Source organism: Providencia sp. JUb39, from assembly GCF_012272845.1.
Classification (GTDB): Bacteria; Pseudomonadota; Gammaproteobacteria; order Enterobacterales; family Enterobacteriaceae; genus Providencia; species Providencia lanzhouensis.
This window is the reverse complement of the sequence record NZ_JAAWXD020000001.1, coordinates 2,350,600-2,370,101: the sequence shown is the minus strand read 5'-3', so window position 1 is coordinate 2,370,101 and position 19,502 is coordinate 2,350,600. Positions and strand designations below refer to the sequence as shown.

Annotated in this window: 14 protein-coding genes; 4 read left to right on the top strand and 10 right to left on the bottom strand. The window is 45.1% G+C overall.

The window, feature by feature from the left end; all coding sequences use genetic code 11:
- Window positions 1-19 precede the first annotated feature (19 nt).
- Window positions 20-904: an aromatic amino acid DMT transporter YddG gene (gene yddG / locus HFU86_RS10900; RefSeq protein ID WP_132496076.1), complete on the top strand. Its 885-nt coding sequence runs from the start codon at window positions 20-22 to the stop codon at window positions 902-904.
- Window positions 905-1,091: 187 nt separating this feature from the next.
- Here the strand turns inward: yddG and brnQ are convergent, their stop codons facing one another.
- From brnQ to HFU86_RS10885, 3 genes are all read right to left on the bottom strand, one after another.
- Window positions 1,092-2,423, bottom strand: coding sequence for a branched-chain amino acid transport system II carrier protein (gene brnQ, locus HFU86_RS10895; RefSeq protein WP_132496075.1), 1,332 nt, complete (start codon window positions 2,421-2,423; stop codon window positions 1,092-1,094).
- Window positions 2,424-2,643: 220 nt separating this feature from the next.
- Window positions 2,644-3,453, bottom strand: coding sequence for a sugar-phosphatase (yidA, locus tag HFU86_RS10890; RefSeq protein ID WP_108478022.1), 810 nt, complete (start codon window positions 3,451-3,453; stop codon window positions 2,644-2,646).
- A gap of 165 nt (window positions 3,454-3,618) precedes the next feature.
- On the bottom strand, window positions 3,619-4,002 hold the full coding sequence (locus HFU86_RS10885) for a helix-turn-helix domain-containing protein (protein WP_036953169.1): 384 nt from the start codon (window positions 4,000-4,002) through the stop codon (window positions 3,619-3,621).
- A gap of 248 nt (window positions 4,003-4,250) precedes the next feature.
- On the opposite strand from HFU86_RS10885, the gene mgrB reads away from it, so the two are divergent.
- Complete coding sequence (gene mgrB / locus HFU86_RS10880) at window positions 4,251-4,391, top strand: PhoP/PhoQ regulator MgrB (protein WP_071992159.1); 141 nt, start codon at window positions 4,251-4,253, stop codon at window positions 4,389-4,391.
- A gap of 186 nt (window positions 4,392-4,577) precedes the next feature.
- Window positions 4,578-5,942 (top strand): amino acid permease, encoded by a 1,365-nt coding sequence (locus HFU86_RS10875; RefSeq protein ID WP_036953171.1) that lies wholly within the window; start codon window positions 4,578-4,580, stop codon window positions 5,940-5,942.
- 121 nt (window positions 5,943-6,063) lie between these two features.
- Here the strand turns inward: HFU86_RS10875 and pagP are convergent, their stop codons facing one another.
- Window positions 6,064-6,639, bottom strand: coding sequence for a lipid IV(A) palmitoyltransferase PagP (gene pagP / locus HFU86_RS10870; RefSeq protein ID WP_036953173.1), 576 nt, complete (start codon window positions 6,637-6,639; stop codon window positions 6,064-6,066).
- A gap of 501 nt (window positions 6,640-7,140) precedes the next feature.
- On the opposite strand from pagP, the gene thiD reads away from it, so the two are divergent.
- A complete protein-coding gene (thiD, locus tag HFU86_RS10865) occupies window positions 7,141-7,938 on the top strand; it encodes a bifunctional hydroxymethylpyrimidine kinase/phosphomethylpyrimidine kinase (RefSeq protein ID WP_132496074.1) in 798 nt (265 codons plus the stop codon).
- 338 nt (window positions 7,939-8,276) lie between these two features.
- On the opposite strand, the gene trhP is transcribed toward thiD, so the two are convergent.
- The 6 genes from trhP to HFU86_RS10835 all read right to left on the bottom strand — a co-directional run bounded on the left by trhP (window position 8,277) and on the right by HFU86_RS10835 (window position 19,358).
- Window positions 8,277-9,653, bottom strand: coding sequence for a prephenate-dependent tRNA uridine(34) hydroxylase TrhP (gene trhP / locus HFU86_RS10860; RefSeq protein ID WP_154636889.1), 1,377 nt, complete (start codon window positions 9,651-9,653; stop codon window positions 8,277-8,279).
- Between the two features lie 152 nt (window positions 9,654-9,805).
- Window positions 9,806-10,513 carry a two-component system response regulator BaeR gene (baeR, locus tag HFU86_RS10855; RefSeq protein ID WP_255426012.1) on the bottom strand — a complete coding sequence of 236 codons (708 nt, stop codon included), beginning with the start codon at window positions 10,511-10,513 and terminating at the stop codon, window positions 9,806-9,808.
- A 5-nt stretch (window positions 10,514-10,518) separates the two neighbouring features.
- On the bottom strand, window positions 10,519-11,913 hold the full coding sequence (baeS, locus tag HFU86_RS10850) for a two-component system sensor histidine kinase BaeS (RefSeq protein WP_187129254.1): 1,395 nt from the start codon (window positions 11,911-11,913) through the stop codon (window positions 10,519-10,521).
- Window positions 11,903-14,992, bottom strand: a complete 3,090-nt coding sequence (mdtC, locus tag HFU86_RS10845) for a multidrug efflux RND transporter permease subunit MdtC (RefSeq protein ID WP_132496070.1) — start codon at window positions 14,990-14,992, stop codon at window positions 11,903-11,905. The genes baeS and mdtC overlap by 11 nt, the downstream gene beginning before the upstream one ends.
- Window positions 14,992-18,108, bottom strand: coding sequence for an MdtB/MuxB family multidrug efflux RND transporter permease subunit (locus tag HFU86_RS10840; RefSeq protein ID WP_187129253.1), 3,117 nt, complete (start codon window positions 18,106-18,108; stop codon window positions 14,992-14,994). The genes mdtC and HFU86_RS10840 overlap by 1 nt, the downstream gene beginning before the upstream one ends.
- A complete protein-coding gene (locus tag HFU86_RS10835) occupies window positions 18,108-19,358 on the bottom strand; it encodes an MdtA/MuxA family multidrug efflux RND transporter periplasmic adaptor subunit (RefSeq protein WP_132496068.1) in 1,251 nt (416 codons plus the stop codon). Before HFU86_RS10835 ends, HFU86_RS10840 begins: the two co-directional genes overlap by 1 nt.
- Window positions 19,359-19,502 lie beyond the last annotated feature (144 nt).

Genomic DNA, 19,502 nt, shown 5'->3' with positions numbered 1-19,502 from the left:
TAAGGTGTTGATCAGGAAGATGAAACTCGGACGATACGCAGCAACATTTTACGGGGTCGTATCCATATTATTGTGGAGCACGATGGTAGGGCTTGTTCGCAGTACGAGCGAAAACTTTGGCCCTATTGGTGGTGCGGCACTTATCTATTCGATAGGGAGCCTAGTTTTGGTTGTTGTAATGGGATTGCCGAAAATTCATCTTTTCCCTAGACGTTATTTGTTCTGGGGGGCATTTTTATTTGTTAGCTATGAAATCTGCTTTATTTTAGCTCTAGGGCTTGCCAACACTCGTCAGCAAGCCATTGAGCTGGGTATGGTGAATTATTTATGGCCGAGCTTCACAATTGCGTTAGCGGTTTTATTTAATCGGCAGCGTTTTAGCCTATTACTGATTATTGGGCTTATTTTAGCGTTTGCAGGCTTATTGTGGGTTATCTCAGGGGATCAACCTTTGTCTCTGAATGCGATTCTTTCAAATATTCAAAGTAACCCACTGAGCTACGGCTTAGCCTTTGTTGGCGCATTATTGTGGGCTTTCTATAGCAATGTTACAAAACGAATGTCGAATGGCTGCAATGGTATGGTGCTGTTTTTTATCATGACATCGGTCGGATTGTGGATCTTATTTATCTTTTCGACGCCAGCGCCATTTAATATCAATGTGAATAGTATCAGTTTGTTATTTGTCACTGCTATTGCAACCGGCGGAGCGAATGCACTTTGGACAGTGGCAATCATCAAAGGCAATGTGGCTTTTCTCGGGACATTGTCCTATTTCACTCCAGTGATCTCTACAGCGTTTTCTTCAATGTTATTGAGCACTGCATTAACACTGGGGTTCTGGCAAGGCGTCTTGATGGTAACCATAGGGTCAATCACCTGTTTTATTGCGACAAGGCGCTGAGTTATGTTTGGGCGTGTATCGAACACTAATAGCGCCGAAGATAAAAATCACACCGAGTAGCTGCACTACCCAATGTTCTGGTAAGCCATGTTGAACAGCTTTACTTTTCCAACCTGAAAAAGCCCATCAAGCAAATAAAAAGCCGAATGTCAGCAATATGCCAACATTCGGCTTTTAAATATCAAGATTAAGCTAAGTTTTGCTCAGCAACAGGCTCGCTTTTCGCGGTCAATTTGCCGATAAACATCGAGATAATAAACGCGATAATCCCTGGAATTAACCAACCCATACCTTGCTCAAACAGCGGTAAGTAGGTGATCAGGTTTGCTTTTACTGTCGTGCTTAATAATTCCATATTATTTAGCGTATCGAATAGGCTCATCAGTACAACGACGCCAATGGTGATCCCATAAGTGACCCTAGGAGCAGCCATAAATTTGCGTGCAAATTGCAGGAAGACGATAGTGACCGATGAAGGATAAATCATCAGCAGAGCCGGAATAGTGACGCGCAATAAAGTATCGAGACCAAACGTGGACACGACAGTGGTTAGCATCGTGAAGAAAACCACCCAGAAGCGATAACCTAAACGGTGATGGAAAGTGGCAAAGTAATCTGCACAGGCGCTGGTCACACCCACTAACGTGGTCATGCTTGCCAGTAATACAATTCCGCACATGATCCACGTACCTACCGCACCAAACAGGACATCGACGTAACGAGAGAAGATCTGTCCGCCGTTGGTGGCTGTATTCGCCACTTGTTCACTGGTCGCGCCTAAATAGAACAGGCAGATATACAGTGCCGCGAGTAAGCTCACTGAAATTAAACCCGCTTTAATCGTGATGGTCGCGACTTGGCGTGGTTCAGTGATCTGTTTTGAAGCTAATGCACGCGCCACAATCCCGCCAAACGCCATCGCAGATAGTACATCCATGGTTTGGTAACCATCAATTACACCGCCAAAAAAGGCAAATTCTGCATACTGTTTAACAGGGGGATTCATATCAGAAAGCGGGTCAATGACCACGGCAATTCCCACTACTACTAATAAAACAAGTAACGCTGGAGTCATAAACTTACCAATCGCGCTGATCATGGTGCCTTGCTTCAACATGAAGAACATCGAGGTAAAGTTAAAAATGAGCGCGAAAGTGAGATGAGAAAATGTATTTTTTTCAACGAAGCCTAATGGTAAGAAGCCCATTTCAAACGCGGTATTCGTCACCCTTGGCATCGCAAATGTGGAGCCGACAATTAGGTAGAGTGCAACCCAGAAAATGACCGCAACCCATTTAGGTAAATCAACAGAAAGCTTTTCACCACGTCCTTTTACTGCAACTGTTACTAAGGTTAAGAAGGGTAATAGAACACCGGTGATCAGAAAACCTAATGAGGTATCAAACCAGTCTGTCCCTGATTGATAGCCTGCCATCGGTGGAAAGATGATATTTCCCGCGCCTAGAAATAAGGCGAATACCATCATCCCCAGAATTAACATATCTTTAGTCGAAAACATTTTACTACCTGTTTGTGATGTGGGTTTTATTGTACTTATAGATGAATGACAATTTTTTAAAAGAGGCAGATAGTATCAAATTTGGAAGAGTAAGTAAGGTAAAGGATAAAATAGCCCTAAGAGAAACACAGGAGATGGATATGCCAGAATGGGGATGTCTAGGCATATCCAGTTAAATTGTATTTTGGTCTAGAGATTTGAACTTTAAATTAACTGCTCACTAGATAATAAATTTGTTTATTGCGACAGCAACGCCATCACAATCGTTGGTGTCGGTGACAAATTTCACTATTTCACGAATATGTGGTGCAGCATTTCCCATTGCAACCGAAACACTCGAATACTGTAGCATGGCAACATCATTATTTTGGTCACCGATGCTCATGACTTTATCCGGCGTGAGAGATAATTTCTCACATAACACTTTTAGTGCAGAGCCTTTGCTTGCATCCTTATTCGAAACTTCGAGGAAATAAGGACTAGTTTTGATCAGCGAGTAGTTTTCAAAGGTATTTTCAGGAATATAGCTGATACCTACATCCAGTTTCTCGGGATGGTCAATAATCATGATTTTGGTAAAACTGAGCGAGCTATCCATTTCGTTAACCGGGCAATACACCAGAGGGGTATTGGTGAAATAGGCATCATGAATGGTATAGCGGCTAATATGACGATTCGCAGTGAACATGGTGTTGTCTGCAAGGGCGTGCATATGAACTCCCACGTTGTTAGCTAGTTCAGCAAAATATTGATAATCTTCAAAATCTAACAAGTTTTCATACAGGTGACTGCCATCATTGGCTTGATGGATAACGCTGCCATTGTTACTGATGCAGTAGTTACTGGCGGTGTCTAATCCAAGTTCTTGAAGATAGGGCAAAATGCCAGAATAGGGGCGACCTGAGGCAAGGACAATTCGCACACCTTGTTTGTGCGCGCGGGTAATGGCTTCTTTCACTGCGGGAGAAATTTGGTGCTGCGAATTGAGTAACGTGCCATCTAAATCAATGGCGACCAGTTTGATTGACATCAATGCCTCCTAAAATAGAACTTTTACACGTACCTTACTCTGATTATCGAGAATGTAAATTATCTAAGAGGGCAACGGATAAGTTGCTCAGTAAAAAGGATGAGAATACCCATGTTTTATCGCATTAAAACTGAAAAAATGCAGGTTAATGCGCGTAAAACAAATTCACTCATCATCCGGGATTAGGTGTAATGGCTCTTTTACATCCAAATGAATTTGGTCATTTTGACGAAAATCAAACGGCGTAATGCCATATTCTTTGCGGAACATATAGGTAAAGTGAGATTGCGAGCCGAAGCCAAAATCTAACGCAATATCAAAAATACTTTGGCTGCTGTTTCTTAATAAATTTACGGCGCCAGCCAGTCGGCGCTGACGGATATACTTTCCTAAGGAGATCCCGGTGACCTCCTTAAAGATTTTTTGCATATGCCAAAGGGAATACCCAGAATAGGCAGCGAGTTCTTCCAAGTGGATGACTCGACCTAAATGCTCTTCGATCCATTTACTTAGAGCATTAACAAGTGCTACGTGGTTATCTTGTGCCATCTCAAATTCATTCTTATTTTACGGTAACCGAAGTATACACAACTTCATTTCACCATGACAAAGGTTGGTTGTGCGGTATTACAGATTTATGTATAAAAATCACACAATAATAGCCAGTTATTTATCAAGAGCTGCAAAAATAAACAATTGTTTTCTTGAAAACGATGAATAGCCCATTTTACGAAACTAAAGACGATAATATCGATTAATATTGCCAGATGATGTGACTATTAAGAACCCCATTATCTATGCGAAATATGCTATTAATCATCAGCATTGTAATTATTTGTGCTTTTTTATACCTCTTGGCGATGAATAATCTCTGCGATCAGGGCGGGGATGACTTTCAACTCGGTGTTTGCCGCGTGACGGGTTTGTTACCATTTTGAGTTTGCATTTTGCAACGTCTTACAGGATATTAGTTTGTCATTATTTGGAAACATTAGAAGACAGGCAGAAAGCCAGCTTTACAGTTGTATAATTGCGAGTGGAGTTCATGTAAAAATTCAAATAAACTTGCGTGATTATCACAACTGTGGACGATAACAAAAAGCTAGAGGATGAAGGGTAAAGATATGGCGCAACAGACGCTAAAGCGCGGATTGAAAAACAGGCATATTCAGTTAATTGCCTTGGGGGGCGCTGTCGGTACAGGGCTATTTTTAGGGATAGCAACCACCATCCAAATGGCAGGTCCGTCGGTACTACTTGGGTATGCATTGTGTGGATTTATCGCTTTTCTGATCATGCGTCAGTTAGGTGAAATGATTGTTCAAGAGCCTGTTGCAGGGTCATTTAGCCATTTCGCATTCAAATATTGGGGCGGTTTTGCCGGGTTCCTCTCGGGTTGGAACTACTGGGTGATGTTTATCCTCGTGGGGATGACTGAACTGACCGCTGCGGGTAAATATATGCAACACTGGTGGCCTGAGTTACCTATTTGGGTTTCGGCACTGGTGTTTTTTATTGCGGTTAATGCAATTAACCTGATTAATGTTCGCTCCTATGGAGAAACGGAATTCTGGTTTGCGCTGATCAAAGTTGTTGCGGTTATCGCGATGATTTTATTTGGCTGTTACTTACTGTTTAGTGGCCATGGCGGCCCTCAAGCCAAAGTGAGTAACTTATGGGAATACGGCGGCTTTTTTGCCAAAGGCTATAATGGGCTATTAGTCGCGCTGGCGATTATTATGTTCTCATTTGGTGGATTGGAATTAGTGGGGATCACTGCGGCAGAAGCTGAAGATCCAGATAAAAGCATTCCAAAAGCCATCAATCAAGTGGTTTACCGTATCTTAATTTTCTATATCGGCTCACTGGCGGTATTACTGGCGCTGTATCCGTGGGTGCAACTGGATGGTAAAACGAGCCCATTCGTACTGATTTTCCATGAGCTGGGTGATTTACTCGTTGCCAATGCATTGAACGTGGTGATTTTGATTGCGGCTCTGTCGGTTTATAACAGTGGTGCTTACTGTACTAGCCGCATGCTGTATGGTTTAGCACAACAAGGTAACGCACCGCGCTTTATGGCAAAAGTGAATAAAGGCGGAGTGCCTGTAATGGCGCTGATTGTTTCAGGTATCGCGACTTCTGGCGGGATCTTGATTAACTTCGTGATGGAAGGCAAGGCATTTGAATTACTGATGTCCTTAGTGGTAACGACGCTGGTACTAAACTGGATTATGATTTGTGTTTCTAACTTGAAGTTTAGGGCTGCAATGAATAAACAGGGTATTGAAACGAAGTTTAAGAGTATTTGGTATCCGTTTGGTAACTATCTGTGTTTAGCATTCTTGTCGCTGATCTTGATTATTATTCTGACAATGGATGGGTTACGCGTTTCTGTGCTGATTATGCCTCTTTGGATCGCGGTTCTGTGGGTTGGTTATCAATTCTCAGGTGCTAAAAAACAAGGTGTAGAGAGCAAAGCGTTATAGCCTTATCAATCAGTAAAAGACCAGATAAATAAAAAACAAAAAAACCGGTAAGATTTTTAATCTACCGGTTTTTTTATACTTACTTTTTGGTAAATCAATCTAGCGAGATGAACTTAAGCTATTACCACTGCCAACGTAACCAAGCGAACAGGACGTTACCGTTATTGTATGTTCCTGGAATATAGGTCGCTTGAACAGAAAGCTTATCATATTCAATAGAAACTAAAGGCAGAGGCGCAGGGAGTGGAATATAGCTATATTCTTCACGCGCGGTAATACCTAATGTGAATCCCGCACCCATACGGAAGCCATCAAGATCGCCCGGGATCCACATTTTTTGGAAACCATAACCCACGATTGGCTCGACTTTATTATGGGAATCCATAAATGCCATTGCGTAGAGTGCATGCCAGTCATTATCTTCATCATAACGATATTTACCGATACCAAAGCCCCATGGCTCTTCATTATAGGTATCTGTTTTTTCTTTATCGTACATAAGACGGTTATGCCAAGTGAAGAACGGGATATACAGCTCATATTTGTCAGAATCCCAAGTGGTGCTGACATTATTAGTGAATTTATCCCATAAACCGACTGACTGCTCTTCAGCAAATGCAGGCGATGACATGCAGATTGAAGCGCTCAGAATTGCCGATGCGCCTACAACCAACTGTATGTTTTTATTAACTCTCATTGTGGATCCAATCTAGTTTTATCTGATAGATGAGTCATGATAGACATTGACAATGATGACATCATTATCGCAATTGTAATAATTGTAGTGGAAATTATTTTAATAAAGATAAGCTAAATAGGACAGCAATAAATGGTTAAATTAGGATAATGACGTATTGGGGGCGTAATTTGCTGTAAGGAATCAACTCTATATTGATATCAATTTTTTGATATTAGAATGAGTCTATTAACTATAACTATTTGATTATTAATTATAAAAATCCAATTTATTTTTGATGGAAATCAATCGCATTTAATTATTGAAGACAATGGATAATCTGCTAGTAATTAGCATTGTGTATGAGACAATTCATTTAAGGACGTTATTTAATTAACTTAATGATTTTTATTAAGTTAAAAAGACGTAATAAGCGCAATATGACTAAGGTCAATTATCTTTCTAAAGGTAATTGTTTTACTGAAGACAATTATTTTACTGAAGACAATGGAGAGAGCATTAATGAGAGTGAATGCATTAACGATTGCGGGAACGGATCCATCAGGTGGAGCCGGTATTCAAGCAGACCTGAAAACATTTTCTGCACTCGGTGCGTATGGAACCAGTGTGATGACTGCGCTGGTGGCACAAAATACGCAAGGTGTTCAAGCCATCCATAATATCCCTTCAGACTTTGTTGCGGCCCAATTGAACTCTGTTTTAAGTGATGTCCGTATTGATGCCGCGAAAATCGGTATGTTATCTAATCGCGACAATGTTCAAGTTGTCGCCAATGCGTTGAAAAAAACACCCGTGCCTTATGTGGTGCTCGATACGGTGATGGTAGCCAAAAGCGGAGATCCGCTATTATTGCCAGATGCGGTGGAGACGCTAAGGCGGGAGCTTTTACCCATGGTTTCGCTGATCACGCCAAATTTGCCCGAAGCGGCAGTATTACTTGATGAGCCGATGGCGCAAACCGAAGAACAAATGCGCGAGCAAGGGCAACGCTTACTGCAATTGGGTTGCCAGAGTGTCTTGATGAAAGGCGGGCACTTAATCGATTCTCAAAGCCCTGATTGGTTGATCACCCCAGAAGGTGAGTGGCGCTTTACATCGGTACGTATCGATACCAAAAATACCCATGGTACAGGATGCACATTATCAGCTGCGTTAGCTGCACTGAGGCCGCGTTTTGAGGATTGGCAACAAACAGTTGTGGAAGCAAAAGCCTATTTGCAAGGGGCGCTGGAGCAAGCGGATAGTTTAGAAGTTGGTAGTGGTTTTGGGCCTGTACACCATTTTCATCGCTGGTGGTGAGAATTTTGAGGGGCTAGAAAAAAGAAATGGCTAGCTCAAGGGAGATTGAGCCAGCCAAGGAGGTGGTTCCTAGTCTTAATTTATGACTTTCTAGTTCTTCGTTTTCGACAGTGACTATACGATATAGAATAACCAATTGATGTGATCTGTTGCATAAATTTGGATATTGAGTGCACTTTTTAACGAAACTGTCAATAACGAGAATGATTCTCAACTAAAATAAAGCATAAAATGACCATTTTTTACACGAATGCCTAAGAAAAAACCCATAGTCATCGACCATGGGCTTCTATTTAGTAAAACGTGTTTAGTAATAAGCGATGGAATGCTTAGTCAGTTTACGCTTTTTCTTCTTGGGCTTGGTGCGGATCTCGAGTAGTCGTTCCTGCAAGATTGCGGATCAACAAACCAAAATTCACATCCACATCTTCAGGGATTGGCAGATAAACCACATGTCCATTACCTGGAGCAACTTCAATAGATTCACCTTTGCGGTTAGTTAATGCATCTAGAGTGAAGACGATATTACCTGACGGTGTCATTAACTCTAAGCTGTCACCGACGCTAAATTTGTTTTTCACATCAACTTCCGCTAAGCCATTCACTCGGTTGCCTGTAAATTCACCGACAAATTGCTGGGTATCCGAAACGGAATAGCCATATTCATAGGTTTGGTAGGCATCATGGGTGTGACGACGTAAGAAACCTTCGGTATAACCACGGTGTGCTAACCCTTCAAGGGTAGAAAGCAGGGTTGGGTCAAATGGCTTACCCGCTACCGCATCATCAATGGCGCGGCGATATACTTGGGCAGTACGAGCACAATAATAGAATGATTTAGTACGACCTTCGATTTTCAGTGAATGAACGCCCATTTTGGTCAGTGTTTCAACGTGTTCGATGGCGCGTAAATCCTTTGAGTTCATGATGTAAGTGCCATGTTCGTCTTCAAAGGCGGTCATGTATTCGCCCGGACGCATCGCTTCTTCAATCATGTAGACTTTATCGGTTGGAGCACCTTCACCGAGTGTTGGCGCCACGTTTTTAACGGGGATTGGCTCATGAACATGCACGATGTTACCCACATCGTCTTCTTTGCCTTCTTGAACTTTATATTCCCAGCGACACGCGTTAGTGCAGGTGCCTTGGTTTGGGTCACGCTTATTGATATAACCAGACAGCAGGCAGCGACCAGAATAGGCCATACACAGAGCGCCGTGTACAAACACTTCCAGCTCAATTTCAGGCACTTGCTGGCGGATTTCAGCGATTTCTTCCAACGATAATTCGCGGGATAAAATCACGCGAGTTAATCCCATTTGTTTCCAGAATTTCACGGAAGCCCAGTTGACGGCGTTAGCCTGAACCGATAAGTGAATATCCATCTCAGGGAAGGCTTCACGCACCATCATAATCAGACCGGGGTCGGACATAATCAGGGCATCGGGACCCATTTCAATCACGGGAGTCAGGTCACGAATAAAGGTTTTTAACTTGGCATTATGTGGCGCGATATTGACGACCACATAGAATTTTTTACCCAGCTCGTGGGCTTCGTTGATCCCTTTTGCGAGATTCTCATGGTTAAATTCGTTATTACGCACGCGTAAGCTATAACGTGGTTGGCCAGCGTAAACCGCATCGGCACCGTAAGCAAAAGCATAGCGCATGTTCTTCAAGGAACCTGCTGGGGATAATAATTCTGGTGTAAACATGTTAGTTCTCAGTCTGATGTCAGGTCAGCACCAAGCCGGATGGCTTGGTGTAAAAATTCGAGGGTGGGGATTTTAACGCTAAATGACGGGAATGCCAAATTTCCCATGTAAAAAACAGGGTTATAATTTTGTTACAGAAAAGCTGGCAGCAATTAGATGTCGTCCCAACGATAGCCTAAACCATAGATAGAGCGGATAAAGGTTTTTTCGTCATCCAGCGATTCGAGCTTACGGCGTAAGTTTTTGACGTGGCTATCAATGGTTCTGTCGGTGACCACACGATGGTCATCGTACAAAATATCCAGCAATTGATCCCGAGAAAACACCGTACCTGCGTTATCTGACAAAAACTTTAGCAGGCGAAATTCTGCAGGGGTCAATTCCAGTAATTTATCGCCATAACGGACTTGGAACGCATTTTCATCGATAATCAGTTGAGTTTCTTGGCTATCTGTAGATGAAGGGGCTTTTTGGCAACGGCGTAAAATCGTTTTCACTCGGGCTACCACTTCTCGCGGACTAAAGGGCTTACAAACATAGTCATCGGCGCCAATTTCCAACCCTAATAAACGGTCAATTTCTTCCGTTTTGGCTGTCACCATAATCACAGGAACGTCGCTGAATTTACGCAGTTCACGGCAGACTGAAATGCCATCGAGTCCCGGCAACATCAAATCTAATAAAATCAGGTCAGGAAAGTGTTTTTTCACATAGGGGATTACTTCATCCCCGCGCATCAGCAGAGCAGGAACATAGCCAGCGGCTTGCAGATAATCAAACAGTAATTGTCCAAGTTTAGGTTCGTCTTCAACAATCAGAACATGGGCGCTATTGGCTCCCAATAAAGGGGATTCAGGCAAAGACACTATTGCTCCTCCTGCGTCGCAATGGGAATTTGAATGGTTATCTTCACGCCACCGAGTGGAGAGGGTGCCGCAGAAATAGTCCCGTTATGGGCTTCGACAATATTATAGCAAATCGCCAGCCCCAAACCTGAGCCTCCACTCGCACGGTTACGAGAAACTTCCACACGGTAAAATCGCTCAAATAGACGCTGGCACTGTTCAATACTTAATCCCGGTGCGCTATCTTCCCACGTGATCACTAATTGTTGGTCATGTTGGCTCACGTTGACGGCAATTTTACCGTGAGGATCCGTATAGCGCAGGCTGTTTTCCATCAAATTATAAAACAGTTGGTTAATGCGGTCAGGGTCAGCGAATAGATGGAAATGGGTAGAAAATTGAGTTTCTAACGTCAGTTGTCTATCTTCCAATCGCCATTTGGCTTGTCCTAAATTCATCTCGATAATCGGGATAATATCGATAAATTCCATACGGTAAACCAAGGAGCCTCTATCGGATAACGAAAGCTGATGTAGGTCATTGACCAGTTTTATCAGTGTTTGAGTCTCATTGAGTAGGGAATTGATGGTTTCAGGAGTAGCTTGGCGCACACCATCTTGCACGGCTTCAAGTTCGCCGCGTAAAACGGAGAGCGGGGTGCGTAATTCATGGGAAATATCCGCCATATAATCGCGACGCATTTGCTCATTTTTTTCCAAAGTCGAGGCGAGATGGTTAAAGTCTTTCGCCAATTGCCCCAACTCATCTTGACCAACCTCAGATACCCGTGCGCTGAAATTGCCTTTAGCGAGCTGTTGAGTACCTTCCAATAATCGGGTGATGGGCTTTAAAAAGCCGCGAGCTAGAAATAGGGTCACTAACAGCGCCACGAACAGGGATAGTCCTGCAATTACCCAGCTAATGTGCATCTGCTGGGTATCGAAACGTTGGTCTAATTGGTTGCTGATACCACTTTCATAACTGGCAACTAGCCAGCCGACGGTTGCTCCTCGGCTCGTTTTTACTGGCACGCGGATGACTTGATCCGGAGGGGGGAGATCACGCCCCCAAATCAGGTTGTCATTGGTGTCATAAACCCAAAACATACCGCGCATTCGCTTATGACCGCCGCCATGACCTTGCCCTTGGTGCTGATTATCGACATTGCGTAGAATACGGAAAAACATCCGCTCATCCACCGCTAAGAAACGCCAACTTCCTTCTTCCTCGTATTGCTCGGCAAGCGCCAAAGCGAGTAACTCAGCGCGTTGCTGGTCATTCTCTTTAATGTAGTCGATAAAACCATGCTGGAAGCCCATTCTGACCCCTTGATGCATGATAGCAACCAGCAGCAAACAGGTGGCAAAGATAGCGATAAATAACCGAGTACTGAGGCTCGAGAGTTTAAGCTTCATGGGATTTCTCCTGCATTGAAGGCGCTTTACGCGAAAAACGCTGTCTCAGGCTATCAAAACTGAGATACACCACTGGGGTGGTAAATAGCGTCAGCAACTGGCTCATGACCAAACCACCAACAATTGCGATCCCCAGTGGTTGGCGTAATTCTGCGCCATCACCTGTACCTAGCATCAAAGGGAGCGCCCCAAAAATCGCGGCAAGGGTCGTCATTAAAATCGGCCTAAAGCGCAGCAGGCTCGCGCGTAAAATAGCTTCTTTCGCTGATAAGTTCGCATTGCGTTGGGCTTGAAGGGCAAAATCTACCATGATAATGGCGTTTTTCATCACAATCCCGATAAGCAACATAATGCCGATTAAGGCAATTAGGCTAAATGGCGTATCAAATAATTCCAAGGCTAATAACGCGCCGACACCTGCGGATGGCAGTGTCGATAAAATGGTGAGCGGGTGAATATAACTTTCATACAAAATACCCAGTACCAAATAGACCGTGACAATCGCTGCTAAGATTAAAAATAACTGAGATTTTAAGGTGTCTTGGAAAACTTGCGCTGTTCCTGCGAAAGTACCGCGTACCGTCGATGGAACGCCTAAAGCGGTCATGGTTTTTTCCACCGCCACAATCGCATCGTTTAAGGTATAACCGTCTGCCACGTTAAAGGAAATGGTAGATGCGGCTGATAACCCTTGGTGGTTAACACTTAAAGGTGCATTGGCGGGTTGCCAGCGGGCAAAATAGGAGAGGGGAATAGCTTCTCCCTGTTTATTCACCACAAACATTTTATCCAGCGAACTGACGTCTTGGGTATATTCCGGCGCCACTTCCATCACCACTTTATATTGGTTCATGGCTTCATAAATGGTGGAAATTTGACGTTGACCAAAGGCGTTGTTGAGCAGGTTGTTCGCATCACGCACATCGATACCCAGTTGCGCCATCAAATCGCGGTCATAGGTTAATGCCATCTCCGCGCCTTTATCTTCTTTATCAGAGTTCACATCGGTTAATTGAGGCAAATCCCCCAGCGCTCGGCGAATAGCGGGCTCCCATGAACGTAATGCATCCAGCTCGTCGGCTAACAGGGTGAATTGATAGCTGGCTTCGGATTGGCGTCCGCCCACGCGAATATCTTGCACGGGCATCATAAATAAGTTGGCACCGGGTTCGTTCGCCAGTTTCATGCGCAAGCGATTAATCACGCTGTTGGCACTCTCTTTGCGCTCATCCAGTGGTTTTAAGGAGATAAACATAGAACCGCTGTTGACGCGGCTGCCGCCCGTAAATCCAGTGACGCTATCCACGGCAGGATCCGCTTTCACTTGCTGCATAAAGCTGGTCATTTTTTGCTTCATTGACTGGAATGAGATGCTTTGGTCTGCTCGAACGAATCCCAGTAAACGCCCTGTATCTTGCTCAGGGAAAAAGGCTTTAGGGATCGAAATATACAGATAAACATTCAAGCCAATTGCCGCAATCAGCACCGCCAGTACACTGCGACGATGAGATAGTACCCAATTTAACGTGACAGCGTAACTTTCTTGTAACCGAATAAGAACACGTCCAAATCCTCGTTGCTTGGTATTAGCAGAGCCACGTTTTTTCAGTAAATGCGCGCACATCATCGGGGTTAACGTCAGCGAGATAATCAATGATATTCCGATGGCAGTAGAGAGCGTAATAGCAAATTCGCGGAATAATCGCCCAACTAATCCATCCATCAATAACAGTGGGATAAACACTGCCACTAAAGAAATACTCATAGAAACGACAGTAAAGCCAACCTCAGAAACCCCTTTAACCGCCGCGATAAACGGTTTTCGACCATTTTCAATGTGCCGAGAAATGTTCTCTAACACTACAATGGCATCATCCACCACGAATCCGGTGGCGACAGTTAAGGCCATCAATGACAAGTTATTGAGGCTAAACCCGCATAAATACATGGCGGTAAAGGTACCAATTAACGAGACAGGTACCGCAATAGCGGGAATTAAAGTGGCACGCCCTGAACGTAAAAATAGCAATACGACGAGGATCACCAGCGCAATCGCAATCATTAACGCCCGTTCGACCTCTGCCAGCGACGCTTTGATTGTGGGTGTTCTGTCTTGAGCAACCTGTAAATCAATAGCGGCGGGGATCATATCTTTAAATTCAGGAAGTTCTTCGCGAATGCGTTTGACAGTTTCAATGATATTGGCACCCGCTTCGCGGCGAATAATGATCAAAACCGCCGGTTCACCACTGGACATCCCTGCGGCTCGCACATCTTGGACGGAATCTTTTACGACGGCCACATCACTGAGTTTAACGGCATTGCCATTGCTGTAATGCACAATAATCGGACGGTAATCGGCGGCTTTTTTCAGTTCGTCATTAGTCTGGACTTGGTAGCGATTATCGTCATTATTAATATAACCTTGGGGCTGGCGCACGTTGGCACTACTGATGGCAGAGCGCACAGCATCAAGGGAAACCCCTTGATTAAATAGGGCGGTTGGGTTGAGTTCCACACGGACAGCAGGAAGAGAACCACCCCCTACGGTAACTTCACTGACCCCATCGATTTGCGCGATACGCTGAGCTAAGCGTGTGGATGCCACATCATACATTTCCCCGGTACTTAAGGTTTTTGATGTGAGGGTTAAAATCATAATCGGCGCGTCAGACGGGTTTGATTTATAGTAACGTGGTCGACTTGGCATGCCGCTAGGTAATAAATTTTGTGCGGCATTCAACGCCGCTTGTACTTCCCGCGCGGCATTATTGATATCTTTGGTTAAATCAAACTCTAAGGTAATGGAGGTTCGCCCTAACGAACTGCTCGAGGTCATCTCATTTAACCCAGCAATACTACCTAATGAGCGCTCAAGCGGTGTCGCGATAGAGGATGCCATGGTTTCAGGGGAGGCGCCAGGAAGTGACGCTGTCACTCTTATCACAGGGTAGTCTACCTGTGGCAATGGCGCCACAGGTAAAAACAGAAAGCTCAATGCACCGCACAGGGTAATGGCGACACTGATTAACGTGGTCGCAACCGGACGGCTAATAAACAAAGCAAAGAAGCGTTTCATTAAGACTCCTGTACCTTGTGCTCACGGCGATTGAAGCGATGGGCTAAACGGTCAAACATCAGGTAAATCACAGGCGTGGTGAACAGCGTTAAAATCTGGCTCATGATCAGCCCGCCCACCATACAGACCCCCAGCGGTTGACGCAGTTCTGCGCCGACACCGGTACTGAGCATCAGTGGCAGCGCACCAAGCAACGCGGCCATGGTGGTCATCAGGATTGGGCGAAAACGCAGTAAACAGGCCTGATAAATCGCATCATACGGGGACAAACCTTGCTCACGCTCTGCGGCGAGTGCAAAGTCAATCATCATAATGGCATTCTTTTTCACAATCCCGATCAGCAAAATAATCCCGATAATGGCGATAACATCGAGCTCATTGCCCGCCATCATGAGTGCGAGCAAAGCCCCCACACCAGCGGTTGGTAAAGTGGATAAAATAGTGATTGGATGAATAAAACTTTCATACAGAATACCCAGCACGATATACATTGCGATAATAGCAGCAAAAATCAGCCAAACGGTGCTACTCAGCGCCGCTTCAAAGGCGAGGGTAGCGCCTTGGAATTGTGTCGTTATCGATTTTGGCATCGCAATCTGTTTTTCAGCCAGTTTCACCGCATTGACGGCTTCTTCTAATGAAGAATCTCCCGCTACATCAAAAGAGAACGTGACTGACGGGAATTGATCAAGGTGATTAATCGCCAAAGGTCCATAGCCTTCTTGAATATTCACAAGGGTATTAAGCGGAACAATGGCGCCATCAGTACCTTTCAAGCGAATATCATTGAGCGCATCCATTCCATCACGGGTTTGGGTATTGTGCTCTAAAATCACGCGATACTGGTTAGCTTGGGTGTAGATGGTGGAGATCATTCGTTGACCAAATGCGTTATACAGCGCGTTATCGATATTCGACATACTAATACCAAAACGGCTCGCGGTATCCCGATCCACATTCACATACGCCACTAAGCCTTTGTCTTGCCAATCACTGCTGACATCAATCAATTCAGGTTGCTGATTTAAGGCTTCTTGCAATTTTGGTACCCAAGTGCTGAGTTCATCCAGTGAGCCAGCTTGTAGCGTGAATTGATACGGGGTACGGGAAACCTGCGTATCAATGGTTAAATCCTGTGACGGTTGCAAGTAAAGATTAACCCCTGTAATACCGCTGGTGGCTTGTTGTAAGCGAGGAATAATCGTAGGAACACGATCGTCGCGTTCATCAAGGGGCTTCAATGTGATTTGAATACGGGCGTTATTCAGTGTGGCATTGTTACCGTCGATACCCACATAGGTGGTAACGTTCTCAACCGCCGGATCTGCCAGAATAATGCCTGCCACTTCTTGCTGTTTCTTCGACATCGCGGCAAACGAAATGGATTGGCGACTTTCAATCGTGCCTTGAATAATGCCGCTATCTTGCAGTGGGAAGAACCCTTTCGGGATCCACATATACAGCAGCACAGTAAGTACCAAGGTTCCCAGCGCGACACACAGAGTTAACCATTGGTGGTTAAGAATGCGTTTTAGCCAAACACCATAACCCGCAATCATCCACTCAAAAAAACGCTCACAGGCGATTTCAAAGCGGTTATGTTTATGCTGAGATTCTGGTTTAAGTAAGCGGGCGCACATCATTGGGGTGAGGGTGAGGGATACCACCGCAGAGATCAGAATTGCCACCGCCAACGTAATCGCAAACTCACGGAATAGGCGCCCGACAATATCCCCCATAAACAGCAGCGGGATCAGTACGGCAACCAAAGAGAAGGTCAGGGAGATAATGGTAAAACCGATTTCTCCTGCGCCTTTTAAGGCGGCAACAACCGGCTTATCCCCTTGTTCGAGATAGCGAGAAATGTTTTCAATCACCACGATGGCGTCATCCACCACGAATCCCGTGGCGATGGTGAGTGCCATCAAGGTGAGGTTATTGACGGAAAAACCGCAAAAATACATGACGGCAAAGGTGCCAACTAACGATAAAGGTACGGCGATGCCGGGGATCAGCGTCGCAATACCATTACGTAGAAATAGGTAAATCACCATCACCACGAGGGCGATAGCGAGCATTAATTCGAATTGAACATCATTGACAGAGGCGCGAATGGTGCTGGTACGGTCGGTCAAAATATCCACGTTAACGGATGCTGGTAAGCTTTCAATCAATTCAGGCAACAACGCGCGGATAGTATCCGTGGTGCTAATCACGTTAGCGCCAGGTTGGCGCTGAACGTTAATGACAATCGCTTGTTGGCTATTGGCCCATGCACCGAGATAGGCGTTCTCAGCGCCTTGTTCAATGGTGGCAATATCTCCCAAACGAACAGGGGCACCATTTTGGAAAGCCACAATCAGCTTGCGGTAATCCTCAAGGGATTTCATCTGGTCATTGGCAGATAACGTTACAGAGCGGGTTGGACCATCAAAACTCCCTTTTGCAGAGTTGACGTTGGCATTATTGATAGCGGTGCGAATGGTTTCGCTGTCTAGCCCTTTTGCCGCCATGGCTTGCGGATTAAGGTTAACGCGTACGGCAGGGCGTTGCCCCCCCGCTAAGGTGACTAAACCGACCCCAGTCACTTGGGAAATTTTCTGCGCCACGCGGGTTTCAATAATATCTTGTACCTGCGTTAACGGCATCGCATCGGAGGTGACGGCGAGCGTTAAAACGGGCGGATCCGCAGGGTTTACTTTGTTGTAAATCGGTGGATACGGTAAATCTGAGGGCAGCAAGCTGGTGGCGGAGTTAATCGCTGCTTGAACCTCTTGCTCTGCTACATCGAGAGGCAAAGAGAGCTGGAACATTAAGGTGATCACCGATGCGCCGCCGGAGCTGCGTGATGACATCTGTTGCAAACCGGACATTTGACCAAATTGAGTTTCTAGCGGTGCAGTGATAGCCGACGTCATTACATCAGGGCTAGCACCGGGGTATAAGGTCACCACCTGAATAGTTGGGTAATCCACTTCCGGTAATGCTGACACAGGTAAAAACCGATAACCGATGATCCCCGCGAGCAAAATCGCCACCATAAATAAGGTGGTTGCAACAGGGCGCAGAATGAAGAGGCGGGATGGGCCACCGCCTTTATGTGTTTCCGGCTGCATTAGGCTTTCTCCGCGCTATTGCGAGGTTTTCTCTCAGCGGAAGCGGGTTTCTTTTCGATGCTTGAAGCGTTGACTACTTCAACTTTCGCGCCGTCTGTTAGCTTATCGACGCCATCGGTAATGACTTTGGTATTGGCGGATAAACCGCTTTCAATCACCACTTGTTGGCTGTCTTGAATGCCCACCGTCACAAGGTGTTTCGTCACGGTATCATCGTCGCTCAATACCCAAACATAGTGACCTTCATTCCCCATTTGCAGGGCAGCAGTTGGGATCACGACGGCATTTTGTAAGGTCTCTACCTGCATTTTGACGTTCACAAACTGGTTCGGGAACAGTTTTTGCTCTTCGTTAGTAAAGCGTGCTTTGATTTTCAGTGTACCGGTTGCTGGATCAATTTGGTTATCGGTACTCAGTAATTCACCGCGCGCAATCATAGCAATGTTATTACGATCCCACGCTTCAATCAGGACTTTATTTCCTGCTGCTTGTGCTTGCTGGATTGCAGGAATGTCGCCTTCAGGTAAAGCAAATAGCACGTCAGCAGGTTGTGTTTGGGTGATCACCACAATCGGCGTGGAAGTCCCTGAAGAGATAAAGTTACCCACATCCACTTGTTTTAAACCGATGCGTCCAGAAATAGGGGCGGTAATTTTACTGTAGGTGAGTTGCAGCTTGGCGTTATCAACCGCGGCTTGGTCAACTTTGATGCTACCCTCGGCTTGTAACACAGTAGCCCGCTGGTTATCCAGCTCTTGTTGGGAGATGACTTTGGTTCCCGCCAGTTTTTGGTAGCGGGTCAGGTCTAATCGAGCATTGGCTAAAGTCGCTTTATCTTTAGCTAATTGACCTTCCGCTTGAGCAAGTTGCACTTCAAAAGGACGTGGGTCAATTTGCGCGAGTAAATCACCCGCTTTAACAGATTGCCCTTCGGTGAAGTAGATATTCATTAATTGACCTTCAACTCGGCTAGTGACCGTCACCATGTTAGCGGCCTGCACGGTACCTAAACCGGATAGGAAGCGCGGAACGACTTTTTCTTGGGCAGTGGCAAATTGAACGGGTGCAAGTGGGCGCATTGGTCTTCCGCCTGCTTTTTTCCCTTGTCCATCTTGAGTTGCACTGGCTGTGGTTGGTACTTCATTTTGGTTATTTTTATGGTAGACATACCAGGTTGCGCCAGCCGCAGCTAACAGAGCAACAAACAGGGCAGAGCGAGTCAAAATTGTACGGCGTTTCTGTGTCGTCATGGTGGGTAATTCGCTTAACTCAAGGTTGAGTAAAATCAGTTAGGAGCCATTCCAATAAATTTAACTGAATATAATAAGGTATATATTAAAAATTAATCAGTTGCGTATTTTAATAGTTTAGCCTGAGGGGAACAAAAGAAAATG